Here is a 15,092-nt window from a genome sequence, read left to right on the forward strand (position 1 = left end):
GCTTGCGGACTGATTTTTCCAGGTAAAACTTAATATTGCCTGAATTAGGGAAAAATTCATGTAGGTCTAGTTGGGATTGGGTTGAAACCATTCTAACTGTTTGCGCAGACGCACTACCGTGCCGACGATAATCAAGGTTGGCGGTTTGATGTCGGCGTTTTCAACGCGTTTGGGCATATCGCCCAAAGTGCCGGTAATTACCCGTTGATGACGGGTAGTGCCTTGCTGAATCAGCGCAATCGGCTGTTCGGCCGGGCAGCCGTGCTCGATCAACGATTGGCAGATAGTCTCCAGGCCGACTAGACCCATATAAATCACAATGGTCTGATTCGGCGCAGCTAACTGGCTCCAATTTAGATTGATATTGCCGTCTTTCAAATGTCCGGTCACGAAGGTACAAGACTGGGCATGATCGCGGTGGGTTAACGGAATTCCGGCGTAACTGGCGCAACCGGCTGCGGCGGTAATGCCGGGCACGACCTGAAATTGAATGCCTTGTTGCATTAGTGTTTCGATTTCCTCGCCGCCACGGCCGAAAATAAACGGATCGCCGCCTTTCAAACGTGCGACGCGTTTGCCCGACAGGGCCAGATTCGCCAGCAGCTCGTTAATCGATTCTTGCGGTAAGCTGTGATTGCTGCGTTGTTTGCCCACGTAGATTTTTTCGGCGTCACGGCGAGCCATTTCCAATATCTCCTGGGACACCAGCCTATCGTAGACAATCACATCCGCTTGCTGCATTAATCTCAGGGCTCGGAATGTCAGCAAATCAGGATCTCCGGGACCGGCGCCGATCAGATACACCTCGCCGCGATGCTGTGTCTGCTCCGCGGCATCGAGTTTGGCTTGCAATTCTGTTGCAGCTTGTTCGCGATGGCCGGAGAACACTAATTCGGCGATATGTCCCTGCAATGCGTCCTCCCAAAAGACCCGGCGGCGGTTGGGCTCTTTTAGTCTATCCTTGACCAATGCTCGAAAATCCTCGGCAAACTGCGCTAGCAGCCCGAACGCGGCAGGAATGGCGCTTTCTACCTTGGAGCGTAGCAAGCGCGCCAGCACCGGCGACACGCCGCCAGACGACACGGCGACGATTAGTGGTGAGCGATCAACAATCGCTGGAAAGATAAAACTGCACAAATCGGGATTGTCGACGACATTCACCGGAATATTCTGAGATGTGGCGGCCTGAGCAACTGCTTCGTTGATCGTGCGCCGGTCGGTGGCAGATATGACTACGCGCATGCCGTTCACATCGTCTGCTGCAAAGGCTTTTTCTTGGATAACTAAGCGATTATCTCGGCCCATCTCTGCGACGCTGGTGCCAATATCCAGAGCCACCACCGTAATCCTCGCCCCGGCCTTTGCTAAGAGCTCGATTTTACGCGAGGCGATTTCGCCGGCCCCTACTACTAGGCATGGCTGGTCTTTTAGTTTTAAGAAAAGCGGGAAGTAATCCATGGTGCTTGATTTTCGTGGTCTGGGGTTGGTGTTATTATAAGCGTTGTCTAAGGAACAGTTGAGTGAGCATTAAAATGATCGAGTTTGATTTGGAAGTCGATGCCAGCGGATTGCAATGTCCGTTACCGTTACTGCGTTTGAAGAAGGCGATTATGGAAGTTGAAAGTGGCAGAGTAGTCAAAGTGATTGCCACCGATCCAGCCGCTCATCTGGATTTTGGTGTCTATATAGATCAGGCGGGGCATATTCCGCTGAGAATATTCAAGGAAGCCGACAAGCAAGTTTTCTTTATACAGAAAAAATAGAAGCGATTCAATATTGTCAGGGTTCAAGGTTCAAAATAGTGCGCTCTCTTGAATCGTAATCCCTGAGCCTATTGCCTCAAACTGATAATCGGCCAATTCGCCTGTTTGGCGGCTGCCAGTAGTTTTTCATCGGGATCGACCGCGACAGGTTGATCGACCAAGCTTAATAGCGGCAAATCGTTATGGGAATCGCTGTAGAACCAGCTGCCTGCCAGAGTTTCCGTGGAATTGGCTAACCAATCTTGCAGCAATTCTACTTTTCCTTGCTGAAAGCAGGGCGTGCCGTTGAATTTGCCGGTGTAGCGACCATCGACAAATTCCGGTGTGGTCGCCAACAGGTTTTCAATGCCGTAAAGTTTCACAATGGGTTCGGTGACGAAGCGATTCGTGGCGGTAATCACCAGCAAGGTATCGCCGGCCGAACGATGCTTTTCCACTAAAGCCTGCGCGGCATCCAGCATGATGGGCTTAATCAGTGTTTCGACGAATTCCGCGCGCCAGCGATACAGTTGTTCGGCGTCGTGTTGCGCCAGCGGCGCTAGCGAGAAATGCAAAAATTCGACGATATCCAGCGAGCCTTGTTTGTAATCCTCGTAGAATTTTTTATTGGCCTGTTCGTACTTGTCCTTGTCGACGATACCTCGGTCGACCAGAAATTGCCCCCATAAAAAATCGCTGTCATCGGCGATCAGCGTGTTATCCAGATCAAAAATCGCTAAGCTCACGGCAAATCCGTCGTCATAAAGAAAAAAGTAGCGGCCTGTGGCGTCCGCCGGTTATTTGTGGAACAATTGCGCCATTCATTTTAATGGCCGTGCCGTTGTTAATTTTAACATCCAGGCATTAGCAACAGGGCGGCAAATAATACAGGTTTTTACATGATAGACTCGAAAGGATACCGGCCTAATGTCGGCATTATCCTTTGCAATGACGAGGGTCGTGTGTTTTGGGCCAAGCGCAAGGGCGCTAATTCGTGGCAGTTTCCGCAGGGCGGAATTGACGGCGATGAGGATCCGGAAACCGCGATGTATCGGGAGTTGTGGGAGGAAACCGGCTTGTGTGCAGAGCACGTGCAGTTGCTGGGGCGCACCCGTTATTGGTTGCGCTATAAATTGCCGGATCGCTATATCCGCAAAAATTCCACGCCGTTGTGCATAGGCCAAAAGCAGATTTGGTTTATTTTGCGGTTGATGACCGATGAGTCCAATGTCAGGTTCGATTGTGGCCATAAGCAAGAGTTCGACAATTGGAAGTGGGTAGAGTACTGGTACCCGCTAAAAGACGTGGTCTACTTCAAGCGGCGGGTTTACCGTAAAGCAATGGATGAACTTGGGGCCTTGCTGATTGCCAACGATGTGGGTGTCAATACTGAAAGTTATTTGTCCGGACGGCTGGCATTCGGCTAATAGCTGTGCGACTTGGTTTGTAAGTCGCGCATACCGATTGGCAGATAGTGGCAACTGGATTGCAAAGCCCCCTTATCTAATAATTCAAAGACCCTGTAGCCGGGCGGTAAGGTATCCAACTCAAACTCTGTCGCTAAGGGTTTGAACTGAAAGCAGCTGGCCGGCGTTGCGAATATCGCTATTTGTTTATGTCTCGTTTGCATTTCCTGATGCAAATGCCCGCAAGTGATGGCTTTAACCTGCGGAAACTGTTCCGCTATTGCCAGCAATGCCTCGCCGTTCTCAATTTGCATCGTATCCATCCAACTGCTCCCGCTGGCAACACAATGATGGTGCACCGCCAGCAGGGCAGGCATGTCATGTGCGCTTAGCGTTTGCTCTAAAAATGTCAGTTCTGCCGGAGATAAAAACCCAGCGGGGCTGCCGGGTTTTTGGCTGTTTAAGGCAAGAATCTGCCAATTCTTCAGCAGCAAATGTTTACGACAACTGACGAGACCTTCATTCAGCTCGATTGCCATCAGTTCCTGGTCGTCATGATTGCCCGGCAAACACAGGCAAGGTGTTTGATAAGTTTGCAGATGCCGGCAAATTCGCCGGTAGCTGTCAGCGCTGGGGTCTTGGCCCAAATCGCCGGTCAACAATATCAGATCGAATGGGCCGTGAGTGGCATGCGCGTGGGCTAAGGTTTGCTGGAAATACTGTTCGGTATCGATACCAAGCATACTGTCGCCGGCATGCGGCAATATATGCTGGTCGGTTAGCTGCAAGACTTTTAAAGCGGGCATGGTTCAGCGCAGATAGGGGTAGTAGGCTTGGCTGTTAGGGTGAACCTCGCTCAAATCTCCGTTTTTACCAATCCAGCGGTAATCAGAGTGCTGTTGTGCCGGTAGCTGATTAATATCCAGATCCAGCTGCAATTGATAGCCTAAAACCACGTAATGGGTAGTTACACCCGGTTGTTTGGCAAAATTAGTCTCATACAGATGGGTGAAAGCACCGAGTAAATCAGCGCTGTCGATGCTATAGGCCGTGCCTAGTTCGGTTTCGGTGATTCTTTGAAAAGCATTTTCCAGCGTTTCTGATTTATAAATTCTGCCGCCCGGCACGAACCAATAGTCGGCGGCCGGTTCATTTACGCGCAAACCCATCAATAGTTCATCTCTGCTGGAACGCACAATCAAATCGATAGAGACTAAGGGGGTGTTTTTTACGACTGTAAGAAAATCCTGTTTATCTAGCATCCTAAATCCTGAAGGCTGAGTATATGGAGGGTGGGATTAGACGTCTTTATACAATACCTTGGCATTGCGCTGATAGTTGTAAGCGCTTTTCATAGGTTCGGGCAAATCGTCGATTTCGCACGGTGCAAAACCGCGCTCGACAAACCAATGCACGGTCTGTGTGGAACGTACGAACAAGCGGCGAATAGTTTCGGATTTGGCTTTGTTGCTTAGATAGTCCAATAAGCTGTTGCCGCGCGCGCCTTTTTGATAATCGGCATGCACTGCAAGACAAGCAATTTCCGCGCTGTTGTCGTCGGCCATCACATGAAACGCCGTGCAACCGATGATCAAGCCATCACGTTCGATGACGATATAGTCGCCAATTTCCATTTCCAGCTTTTCCCGCGAACGCTTGACCAGGATGCCTTGCTGCTCCAAAGGTTTGATCAGCTCCATAATGCCGCCGATGTCGTCTAATGTCGCCGCCCGTATGGTTTCGAAGGCGTTAGAGCTGACCAGCGTACCGATACCGTCGCGAGTAAACAGTTCTAGTAGCAGAGCGCCATCAACATGCCTATTGATCAGGTGCGCACGCTGAACGCCTTTTTCGCAGCTTTGCATCGCGGCGCGTAATGAACGGGCGACTTCATCCGGGACTGTCGGCGCCTCTTGCAATAGTGCTGAAACTTGAGCCGTGGTGAGCTGTTGGATGGGCTGATTACCGTCAGGCGATACGCAATTTTGTTCGGTCAACAAAATCAACTTTTCGGCTTGCAAGGCGATGGCTACTTCGGTTGCCACTTCCTCGGCCGACAGATTGAAGATTTCGCCGCTGGGCGAATAACCGATAGGTGAAATCAAAACCAGGTTGTTTTGGTCGAGCTGCTGGTGAATGGCTTGTGCATCGATACGCCGGACCTTGCCGGTGTGGCAATAGTCGATGCCATCCAGTACGCCCAGGGGTTTGGCGGTGACGAAATTGCCGGACGCCACGCGAATCTTCGCGCCGGCCATAGGCGAGCCGGACACGCCCATCGACAACAAGGCTTCGATTTCAACCCTTACTAGACCTGCCGCTTGTTTGACGTATTGCAGCGTGGTGGCGTCGGTGATGCGTAAATGCCGGTGAAATTGCGGCGTGTTGCCATGCCCGGTCACCTGCTCGTCGATCTGGGCGCGGATGCCGTGCACCAGCAGGAGTCTGACGCCCAGGCTTTTAAGCAATGCAAAATCATGAATCAGATTGTCGAAATCCGGCTCGCTGACCGCATTACCCCCGAAAAAAATCACGAAGGTGCGATTGCGATGAGCGTGAATGTAGGGGGAGGAGTTTCTGAACCAGTTGACGAAGGTTGATTGATATTCCATGGTGTATTTACAAATGGGTTGCGGCGTCGCTAACTGATTAAGTTTAACCTTGCCGGCGTTAAAACCCAATCGGCGACCGATTACTTGGCATTTTTCCAACGACTGCCGACATAGTCCAATGCTTCTTGAATGTTAAGGTCTCGTGTGCCGCCGCCGGTTCGCACGAAGAATTTGGGTGTGTTGCTTTGGGTCAAAAACACGGGGCGACGTGACGGTAAAACAATCACGCGACACACATCTTTATCGCCAATTTTATGAAACAGCACATGCACTAGCGAACACAGGTCTGCGCCGAGATTAGTGGAAATACTTGTGATCAGGGTTTGCTCGAAGCCGTCCTGGTCGGGTTTTTTTAGGGTTTGAAAATCGGACTCCAGGCCGAGGATTTCGCCGTTGTCGGCCACGCCGATCAGCAAGGTACCGCCGACCGAGCTGTTAAAGAATCCGGCCAGGGTTTTCAAAATCACGCCTTCCAGTGTTTTATTCACGCGCTGCTCCTGAATGTCCCAGCGTAGCGATGATTTAAACTCCAGCAGCGGCCCCTCACCCTGACGGATGATGGTTGGTAAATCCTTTTCCAGTTCGGCTTTCAGCGCGTCCAGGTCAACCAGCCGTCTATGCAATATCTGATAAAAACCCAAGGATAGCAGGCCCAATATAGCGCCGATTTCGGCATAAAACAGGATCAAATTGTTTTGGTTGATCTGGCCGGACATTACCTCGGTGAATTGGCCTAGCACGAATTCGAGCGATGAAATTGGGTCGGCGTTGCGCTCGCGCGAACTGATGTAATCGTAACTGGGCGCTAATAAAAATATCCCCATGCCGGCGCCTACCCAGCCGGCCAGGACATAGATTTTTAGTTTTTGTTTCCAGATGTGCAGAAGTTGAAGCAGGAAGCGTTTCATCGGCAAGGTGGATTTAGGCGAGGTAAGGGTAGAATGACATCAAGGAACTGCTCGATTGGACTGCCTGATTCAGCCGGGCAGAGAGTTAAGCCGGTTTTGAGCGCTCGCGCTGTGCTCAATCCGAATTATCTGTCACTGTATCTCAGCCATCTTTCGACACTTCGCCGGCTTAGTGGTCTTCGAGCCGTGACAAATCCCGCACCGCGCCTTTGTCGGCGGACGTGGCAAAATGGGCATAGGCTTTGAGCGCCACCGAAACTTTGCGCGCACGTGGCTTGGCGGGTTTCCAGCCTAGTTGGTTCTGTTCGGTGCGGCGTTGGTCCAGTTCTTCGTCGCTGAGCAATACATTGATGGTGCGGTTAGGAATGTCGATGCGGATACGGTCGCCATTTTTCACCAAGCCGATGGCGCCGCCTGCTGCCGCTTCCGGTGAACAGTGACCAATTGATAAGCCGGAGGTGCCGCCGGAAAAACGTCCGTCGGTCAATAGCGCGCAAGCTTTGCCTAAACCTTTGGATTTGATATAGCTGGTTGGATAGAGCATTTCCTGCATCCCAGGTCCGCCTTTCGGGCCTTCGTAGCGCACGACTACCACATCACCTGCTTTAACTTTGTCACTGAGGATATTCTCCACGGCTTCATCCTGCGACTCGACCACATGGGCGTTGCCTTCAAATACCAGCAGGCTGTCATCGACGCCGGCTGTTTTGATCACGCAGCCATCCACGGCGATATTGCCATGCAATACCGCTAACCCGCCTTCTTGGCTGAAGGCATGGTCAATGGAGCGGATACAGCCTTCGGCACGATCAGTGTCCAGGCTGGGCCAGCGCGTGTTCTGACTAAAAGCCACCTGAGACGGAATGCCGGCAGGCCCGGCCATATAAAAGTTTTTTACCGCTTCGCTCGGGTTAGCGGCAATGTCCCATTCCGTCAGGGCATCGCCCAGAGTTTTGGCGTGTACGGTCGGTACATCGGTATGCAAGCGGCCAGCCCGGTTCAGCTCCGCCAGAATCGCCATGATGCCGCCGGCGCGGTGCACGTCTTCGATGTGGTATTTGTTGGTGTTGGGTGCCACCTTGCACAACTGCGGCACCACTTTTGACATGCGATCAATATCCGCCAGTGTGAAATCGATACCGCCTTCTTGGGCCACGGCCAGCAAATGCAGAATGGTGTTGGTCGAACCGCCCATCGCAATGTCCAGTGCGATGGCGTTTTCGAAGGCTTTGAAGCCAACCGCGCGGGGCAGTACCGATGCGTCATTTTGCTCGTAATATTGTTTGGCTAGTTCGACGATACGACGACCGGCCTGTTTGAACAATTGTTCACGGTCGGCATGGGTGGCTAACACGGTGCCGTTGCCAGGCAGCGACAGGCCGAGGGCTTCGGTCAGACAGTTCATCGAATTGGCGGTGAACATGCCTGAGCAGGAGCCGCAGGTGGGGCAGGCCGAGCGTTCGACAGCTGCTAGATCGGTGTCCGACACTTTGCTGTCTGCCGCCATGACCATCGCGTCGACCAAGTCCAGCCTCTTGATGTCAGCGCTTTCGGCCAACCGTACTTTACCGGCTTCCATGGGGCCGCCGGAGACAAAGATCACCGGAATATTGATGCGCATAGCCGCCATCAACATGCCGGGGGTGATTTTATCGCAGTTGGAAATACACACCAGCGCATCGGCACAGTGGGCATTGACCATATACTCGACGCTGTCGGCGATCAGATCGCGACTGGGCAAGCTGTACAGCATGCCGTCGTGGCCCATGGCAATACCGTCGTCGACAGCAATGGTGTTGAATTCTTTAGCCACGCCGCCGGCTTTTTCGATCTCGCGCGCCACCAGTTGTCCCAGGTCTTTTAAATGCACATGGCCGGGCACGAATTGAGTAAACGAGTTTGCGACCGCAATAATCGGCTTATTGAAGTCGCCGTCTTTCATGCCGGTGGCGCGCCACAACGCGCGTGCGCCCGCCATGTTACGGCCTTGAGTGGTGGTGTGAGAACGATATGCAGGCATGATGATTCCTACTGAAAGCAAAGAGCGGCACGTAAACTGCCGCAGTGGAAAGGGTTTGATTAACCTCGGCGCAAACCCGCGGTTAAATCAGTTAAAAATTAAAAACTGTCCCAGCCGCTGGAGCGACGGCGCCAGCTGAGTTTGGGCAGAATAAAGCCCAGCAAAACGCCGAATAAAGCCAAGCCGCCACCGTATAAAAACCAATCCTGGTTACTGCTGTCGGTCAGCGCCTGATTTTCGCGCTTGAGTTGTTGCGATTCGCGTTCGACGGCAATCACGCGCTCCTGCAATTGGTCGCGCTGTTGTTTAAGTTGTATCGCATTGGCAGCGGTTTGCTGTAATTCGCTGAGTTCGGTGTTGAGGCGGTCACGCTCTTTGCCGGCTTCCTGGCCGGTGGCTTGCGCGGTTTTCAACAGTTTGTTTTCTTCTTGTAGTGTTTCCAGTTTTTTTGTGATCGCGTCAAGTTGGGTGCGGGCGCTGGGCTCGCCGGTCAAGTAGCGACTTAGAATGAAGCCTTCCGCGCCGTTATTGGTTTGGATGTAGGTGTAGCCGTTTTCGGTACTTTCCTGCAACACGCTGACCGGAATGCCGTTTTCCAACATTTTCACAATCTTGGTGCGTTCGCTTTCGCCGCTGCGTAGTGGTACCTCGACTTTGTCGGTAACGTACGCGGTTCTTGCCATGGCAAGCGGGCTAATCAGCAGACAGGCAAAAATGTAGGCAAAAGTTTTTTTCACAGTATCACTCTTCGTTCGGCTTAAATAAAGCGGCGATTCTAGCGAAATTATCGGCAGATGAGAAATTCCAGTAGCGCTTTCTGAGCGTGCAGGCGATTCTCGGCTTCCGGGAATATCACGCTTTGTGGGCCGTCGATAACCTCGGCGGTCACTTCTTCGCCGCGATGTGCCGGCAGGCAATGCATGAACAGCGCATCGGATTTGGCGGCAGCCATGGTTTTGGCGTTGACCTGAAAATCCTTAAATACGAATTCGCGTTTTTTCTGTTCGTCTTCCTGGCCCATGCTGGCCCACACATCGGTCACCACTAAATCGGCTTGCTGCGCGGCTTGTTCCGGCGTATTGAAAAACGCCACTCTGTGCCCGGCGGCATCGACAATATTTTGTAGAGGCCGGTAATCGACAGGGCAGGCGATGTTCAATTTAAAATCGAACTGGCGCGCTGCATTGATATAGGAATGGCACATATTGTTACCATCGCCGACCCAGGTCACGGTTTTGCCGACGATGTCACCACGTAGTTCAAAATAGGTCTGCATGTCTGCCAGCAATTGACACGGATGCAATAAATCGGTCAGGCCATTGATAACCGGCACTCTCGAGTGCTTGGCAAACGTGGTTACTGTCTCGTGATCGTTGGTACGCAGCATGATGCAATCCACCATGCTGGAGATTACTTTGGCACTATCTTCCAAAGGTTCGCCGCGACCGAGTTGCGTGTCTCGCGGCGACAAGAACAGAGCGCTGCCGCCGAATTGGGCCATGCCGGATTCGAAGGAGATGCGGGTACGGGTCGAGGATTTTTCGAAAATCATCGCCAGTACTTTGCCTTTAAAAGGCTGATAGTTCGGGTCGCGATGCGTTTTGAGTTGAATCGCCCGCTGGATCAGGGTGTGTAATTCGGCGCTGGACAAATCCAGCAGACTGATGAAGTGTCTGGGTTGCATGGTTATTGTCTGCTAAATTCCTGAATGAGCGCTAACAGGGTTTCGGTCAGCGTTAGTATTTGCGCGTCGTCGATAATCAACGGCGGCAATAAACGGATAGTGCAATCGGCGGTGACGTTGATCAACAAACCTTGTGCCAAGGCTTTGCCAACCAGTTCGCCGCAAGGCCGGTCTAGTTCAATGCCTATCATCAAGCCTTTATGGCGAATATCGACGATATGCGGGTTGTCAGCCAGTGCGTCTGTGAAGAGTTGGCAAATTCGCTTGCCCTTGGTTTGCACATCGGCGATCAGTGTGCCGGATGTTAACGTTTCCAGCACAGCCAAAGCCGCACTACAGGCGAGCGGATTGCCGCCAAAGGTCGAGCCGTGATTGCCGGCCTGTAATACGTCTGCAGCTTTGCCTCTGGCCAGGCAGGCGCCAATCGGCACACCGTTGCCCAAGGCTTTGGCCATCGTGCAAACATCCGGCAGGATGCTGTTATGTTGATACGCCAGAAAAAGTCCGGTACGGCCGGCACCGGTTTGAATTTCGTCCAGCATCATCAGCAAATTATGCCGGTCGCATAGATCGCGAATTTGATTCAAATAATCCGCTGCCGGAATATTCACGCCACCTTCGCCTTGCACTGGTTCGACCAGGATTGCGACGATGTTTTTATCGGCGGCGATGGCGGTTTCGATAGCCGCAATGTCGTTGTAAGGTACATGAATAAACCCGGCCAGCAAGGGCTCGAAACCTTGTTTGATCTTGGTGTTGCCCGTGGCACTCAGGGTGCCCATGGTCCGGCCGTGGAAGCTTTTTTCCATGGTCAAAACCACGGGATTGTCGATGCCTTGTTGATGACCGTATTTGCGGGCGATTTTGATCGCCGCTTCGTTGGCTTCCGCGCCGGAGTTGCTGAAAAACACATTATCCATGCCGCTCAGCTCGATTAATTTATCCGCGAGTTGCGACTGTAGCGCCACGCCGTAAAGATTAGAGGTATGCAGCAAGGTTTTGCTTTGCCGGCAGAGCGCTTCATACACGGCCGGATGGGCGTGGCCCAGGTTGCACACTGCAATGCCGGCGACTGAGTCGAGATAGCGACGTCCATCGGTATCCCACAGCCACGCGCCTTCGCCGCGTGCAAAAGTGACCGACTGGCGGGCATAAGTAGGCATGATGTGACTGGTCATTTTGCTAAGACTCTGAAAGTGTTTTGAAAAAACGCTATTCGCTCGAAAAAAGCGCGCGATTATATTTTTTTAATCCGACATAAGCAATAAATAGTTTTTCCTGGAAAGCCGGTAGTTTCGTATCTGTGTAAAGCATTATCGGCGAGGCTGGGAGGAAATTTTCGAGCGTCGGGGAGTTTGTTATAAATCTGTAACATTAATGCTTTAGATTTGTGCAAATTAAGCTGTTTCGATCGGTTTGAGTTTGCCGGCGATATACTCACAAAGGACTTGCGTTGAACGAAAACGAACATCTTTTAGACGATAAAAAGCACATCGTTTCGATCCGGTTGAACAACTCCGACCGGATTGCCGTGCGTTCCATGGCTGCTCGGCTGTTTGTGCGCGAGTCCGAATTGTACCGGTTTGCGGTCTATCATTTGCTAAATCGTTTACACAAGCTGCATGAAGACACCTGTGTCGGCAGCGATTTGTTGCCCTTATTTATCGAGTTTAAGGACGAGCTCAATACCCATTTGGGCTTAAAAAAACATCAGCTTTTCAAGATTTTTAACGGTAAGAACCCTGATCCGGAAAAATTCGTGTCGATGGCGGATATAGAGCTATTGTTGCTGCCGCAGCACGCCGTACGGCAGCGTTTGCAGCAAATGAACGAAGCTGCCGGGCAACGCCGAGCCGATACCAATGCCTGGTTATTGGAATACTTGAAGGAAAAATACCATTTCAGCGTGTATGACGCGGATGCTGAGTTGCCGTTGTTGGATGCGCTGGCTCTGGAAAATAGATAAATCTGAGGCTATTTCACTCATCCCCTGAGCGTTTCGGGCTCACTGGCGCCCGCCACATCATTGCAGTAGTAGTGGGTTTTAGCTATGCTGATCAGCTAGATTGTTTTGTTGCGCGGAGGCTGCATGTCATTGACCCCATCATTGTTTCCGGAATTGATTCAAGCGCTTATCGACGATATTGCGGCGCATGCCGAGGAAGTAACCGAGCTGGATCAGGCAATAGGCGACGGCGACCACGTATTTAATTTACAGCGTGGTTTGCAGGCCTTGCATGAGCATGCGAGTGAGATCGCGCCGCTCGACTGGGTTGCCGCGTGGCAGAAAATCGGCATGACGGTGATGGCTGCTGTGGGAGGTGCTTCCGGCTCCTTGTATGCGACTTTGTTTATCGCGTTGGCCAAGAGCGGTCGAGATAAAGTCATCGATATTTCCGGATTTTCTGACGCATTTCTACAGGCTGTCGAGGCTGTGAAGCTACGCGGCAAGGCCGAGGTTGGCGAAAAGACCATGCTGGACGTGTTGGTGCCGGTGGCTTTGGCCTTACGAGATGAGGCTGCTGCCGGTAAATCGCTAGCGGAGATTCTGGATCGGCTTTGCCAAGTGGCGGCAGATGGCGTGGAAGCTACTCGGGATATGCTGGCCACCAAGGGTCGCGCTTCGTTTCTGGGTGAGCGCAGTAAAGGCCATATCGATGCCGGCGCCAAGACTGCGCAGTTAATGATTACGGCTATAGCCGCGGTGTTGAAAAAATCCTGCGATTAGGGGGCGGGAGTGGTCGTCGCTCCCGTTTTGCTGTTCGGTCCAATGGCTTTTGCGCTTTGGGTCCTATTAACAGCCCCAACGCAGTGCAGCAGTATTCACTGGTGCATCCCATAAACCCTGCATGTCTTCATCCAGCAGCGTTAGAGTTAGCGAGCAGCCGGCCATATCCAGCGAGGTGGTGAAATTGCCGACTAAGGAGCGCTGGATGATCAGGCCGCGTTTGCTGAAATATTGCCAGGCCAGTTCGTAAATCAAATGTAGTTCGATTAGCGGTGTGGCGCCGAAGCCGTTCACGTGCAGCAAAACGGCTTGTCCCGCAGCCGGTTTCAGTTCGTCGACAATGTGCCCGGCTAATTGTTCGACAATTTCGCTGGCACTCATCATTTTCACGGTTTCTCGGCCGCGTTCACCGTGTATACCAACCCCCAATTCGATTTCGTCATCGGCGATGGCGAAGGTCGGATGACCTAAGGCCGGTACTGTACAGCTGCTCAAGGCTACCCCGATGGAAGCGGTCGCTCGATTGACGCGTTCGCCCAACGCCTTGCAAGTGGCTAAGTCGGCGCCATTTTCGGCGGCGGCGCCGACGATTTTCTCGACGATAGTCGTGCCGGCTACCCCTCGACGGCCTATGCTGTGGGTTTTTGGTAAGGAAATATCGTCGTCGATCAAAATGCTGGCGTTCGGTAGGTCCAGCATCTCGGCGGCCATTTCAAAATTCATCACGTCGCCGGCGTAATTTTTAACAATAAATAGCACGCCAGCGCCGCCGTCCACGGCTTGCGCGGCGGCCAGCATCTGGTCCGGCGTCGGTGAGGTGAATACCTGGCCGGGGCAGGTCGCATCCAGCATGCCGACGCCGACAAAGCCGCTATGCAAAGGTTCGTGACCGGAACCGCCCCCGGAAATCAGCGCTACCTTGCCGGTTTTGCGGACGTTTCGATACACAAAACGCGGATCTGGATTGAATTGCACGATGTCGGCATGAGCTTTGGCAAAGCCCTGTAGGCTGGTTTGCAATAAGGTGTCCGGGCTGTCGATAAATTTTTTCATGATTCGCCTCCGCTGTCTTGGTGTGGGATGAGCTTAAAGTGGGTTGTTCCGCAATAGTGTAGTGACGTCGCGGATGTCCGGTACGATCCAGTTCGGGCCGAAATCGGCTGCTGCGACGTCTTGTTTGGTGGATATGCCGCTAAGTACCATCAGGCTGCGGATGCCGGTGCGTACTGCGCCCAAAATATCGGTGTCTAGTCGGTCGCCGATAGCAATAGTGTAGGCCGTATCGACGTTTAGCAGGCTTAAAGCCTGCCGGTAGATGATCGGTTCGGGTTTGCCGATAATCATCGGCTTGACGCCGGTTGATGCGGTCAGTGCTGCCAAAATAGCGCCGTTGCCGTGCGTCTCGCCGCGTTCGGTCGGCAGGGACAGGTCGCCGTTGGTGCCGATGAAGTGAGCGCCGGCCCTTAGATTCAGGGTTGCGGTGGCCAGCTTGTCCCAGCTCAACTCTCGGTCCATGCCGCACACTACGAGGTGCGCGCGCTGATCAGGGTTGGTGTCGTTCAGCCCTGTCAGTGTAAAGCCTAAATCCATTAGAGGTTGTCGGGCGCCTATCCCGCCGATTACAAATATGCGGGTAGTTAGCGGGTCGTAGCGTTCGGACAGATAAAGTGCGGTGGCCATGCCCGATGTCAGAATTTCGTTCAACGTTACCGTTACGCCCATTTTCGCCAGCTTGACCACATACTGCTCTGCGGTCAGGCTGGCGTTATTGGTGGCCAGGATGAAAGGCAGTTTTAAATCGCGCAGGGTCTGAAAAAACTCAACGATACCGGCTTGAGCTTGGTCGCCGTGCCAAAGGACGCCATCCATGTCTATGATCAGGGCGCGGATGTCGGAAAAAGCTTGCATATCTGTCTCGCTTGCTTGAGGCTGTTTGGAATTGGCTAATGTGCGGTCAAAGCCTGATATTTCATAGGAGAAATGCCAGGAATT

General features: G+C 52.5%; 16 protein-coding genes. 4 read left to right on the top strand and 12 right to left on the bottom strand.

Features of this window, described 5'->3' with window-relative positions; genetic code table 11:
- Nucleotides 1–66 precede the first annotated feature (66 nt).
- Nucleotides 67–1,458: a siroheme synthase CysG gene (gene cysG, locus EBA_RS06850; RefSeq protein ID WP_192373957.1), complete on the bottom strand. Its 1,392-nt coding sequence runs from the start codon at nucleotides 1,456–1,458 to the stop codon at nucleotides 67–69.
- Nucleotides 1,459–1,532: 74 nt separating this feature from the next.
- On the opposite strand from cysG, the gene EBA_RS06855 reads away from it, so the two are divergent.
- Nucleotides 1,533–1,763 carry a sulfurtransferase TusA family protein gene (locus EBA_RS06855; protein WP_192377194.1) on the top strand — a complete coding sequence of 77 codons (231 nt, stop codon included), beginning with the start codon at nucleotides 1,533–1,535 and terminating at the stop codon, nucleotides 1,761–1,763.
- 68 nt (nucleotides 1,764–1,831) lie between these two features.
- On the opposite strand, the gene EBA_RS06860 is transcribed toward EBA_RS06855, so the two are convergent.
- Complete coding sequence (locus tag EBA_RS06860) at nucleotides 1,832–2,488, bottom strand: histidinol-phosphatase (RefSeq protein WP_192373958.1); 657 nt, start codon at nucleotides 2,486–2,488, stop codon at nucleotides 1,832–1,834.
- Nucleotides 2,489–2,641: 153 nt separating this feature from the next.
- On the opposite strand from EBA_RS06860, the gene rppH reads away from it, so the two are divergent.
- On the top strand, nucleotides 2,642–3,169 hold the full coding sequence (gene rppH / locus EBA_RS06865) for an RNA pyrophosphohydrolase (RefSeq protein ID WP_192373959.1): 528 nt from the start codon (nucleotides 2,642–2,644) through the stop codon (nucleotides 3,167–3,169).
- Here the strand turns inward: rppH and cpdA are convergent.
- The 8 genes from cpdA to EBA_RS06905 all read right to left on the bottom strand — a co-directional run bounded on the left by cpdA (nucleotide 3,166) and on the right by EBA_RS06905 (nucleotide 11,550).
- On the bottom strand, nucleotides 3,166–3,954 hold the full coding sequence (gene cpdA, locus EBA_RS06870) for a 3',5'-cyclic-AMP phosphodiesterase (RefSeq protein WP_192373960.1): 789 nt from the start codon (nucleotides 3,952–3,954) through the stop codon (nucleotides 3,166–3,168). The genes rppH and cpdA overlap by 4 nt on opposite strands.
- 3 nt (nucleotides 3,955–3,957) lie before the next feature.
- Complete coding sequence (locus EBA_RS06875) at nucleotides 3,958–4,410, bottom strand: GDP-mannose mannosyl hydrolase (RefSeq protein WP_192373961.1); 453 nt, start codon at nucleotides 4,408–4,410, stop codon at nucleotides 3,958–3,960.
- A 36-nt stretch (nucleotides 4,411–4,446) separates the two neighbouring features.
- Complete coding sequence (gene argA, locus EBA_RS06880; RefSeq protein ID WP_192373962.1) at nucleotides 4,447–5,760, bottom strand: amino-acid N-acetyltransferase; 1,314 nt, start codon at nucleotides 5,758–5,760, stop codon at nucleotides 4,447–4,449.
- Nucleotides 5,761–5,840: 80 nt separating this feature from the next.
- A complete protein-coding gene (locus EBA_RS06885; protein WP_192373963.1) occupies nucleotides 5,841–6,668 on the bottom strand; it encodes an AlbA family DNA-binding domain-containing protein in 828 nt (275 codons plus the stop codon).
- A gap of 169 nt (nucleotides 6,669–6,837) precedes the next feature.
- Nucleotides 6,838–8,688 (bottom strand): dihydroxy-acid dehydratase, encoded by a 1,851-nt coding sequence (gene ilvD, locus EBA_RS06890; RefSeq protein ID WP_192373964.1) that lies wholly within the window; start codon nucleotides 8,686–8,688, stop codon nucleotides 6,838–6,840.
- A gap of 98 nt (nucleotides 8,689–8,786) precedes the next feature.
- On the bottom strand, nucleotides 8,787–9,425 hold the full coding sequence (locus tag EBA_RS06895) for a TIGR04211 family SH3 domain-containing protein (protein ID WP_192373965.1): 639 nt from the start codon (nucleotides 9,423–9,425) through the stop codon (nucleotides 8,787–8,789).
- 47 nt (nucleotides 9,426–9,472) lie between these two features.
- The gene (argF, locus tag EBA_RS06900; protein ID WP_192373966.1) at nucleotides 9,473–10,372 is read right to left on the bottom strand and encodes an ornithine carbamoyltransferase; all 900 of its coding nucleotides are present in this window, start codon (nucleotides 10,370–10,372) and stop codon (nucleotides 9,473–9,475) included.
- Nucleotides 10,373–10,374: 2 nt separating this feature from the next.
- A complete protein-coding gene (locus EBA_RS06905; RefSeq protein ID WP_192373967.1) occupies nucleotides 10,375–11,550 on the bottom strand; it encodes an acetylornithine transaminase in 1,176 nt (391 codons plus the stop codon).
- A 275-nt stretch (nucleotides 11,551–11,825) separates the two neighbouring features.
- On the opposite strand from EBA_RS06905, the gene EBA_RS06910 reads away from it, so the two are divergent.
- Entirely contained in the window at nucleotides 11,826–12,338 is a 513-nt protein-coding gene (locus tag EBA_RS06910) for a hypothetical protein (protein ID WP_192373968.1), read from the top strand.
- A 123-nt stretch (nucleotides 12,339–12,461) separates the two neighbouring features.
- The gene (gene dhaL, locus EBA_RS06915) at nucleotides 12,462–13,100 is read left to right on the top strand and encodes a dihydroxyacetone kinase subunit DhaL (protein ID WP_192373969.1); all 639 of its coding nucleotides are present in this window, start codon (nucleotides 12,462–12,464) and stop codon (nucleotides 13,098–13,100) included.
- Between the two features lie 66 nt (nucleotides 13,101–13,166).
- Here the strand turns inward: dhaL and dhaK are convergent, their stop codons facing one another.
- Entirely contained in the window at nucleotides 13,167–14,153 is a 987-nt protein-coding gene (gene dhaK, locus EBA_RS06920) for a dihydroxyacetone kinase subunit DhaK (protein ID WP_192373970.1), read from the bottom strand.
- Nucleotides 14,154–14,186: 33 nt separating this feature from the next.
- A complete protein-coding gene (locus tag EBA_RS06925; RefSeq protein ID WP_192373971.1) occupies nucleotides 14,187–15,008 on the bottom strand; it encodes an HAD-IIA family hydrolase in 822 nt (273 codons plus the stop codon).
- Nucleotides 15,009–15,092 lie beyond the last annotated feature (84 nt).

Source organism: Methylomonas albis, from assembly GCF_014850955.1.
Classification (GTDB): domain Bacteria; phylum Pseudomonadota; class Gammaproteobacteria; order Methylococcales; family Methylomonadaceae; genus Methylomonas; species Methylomonas albis.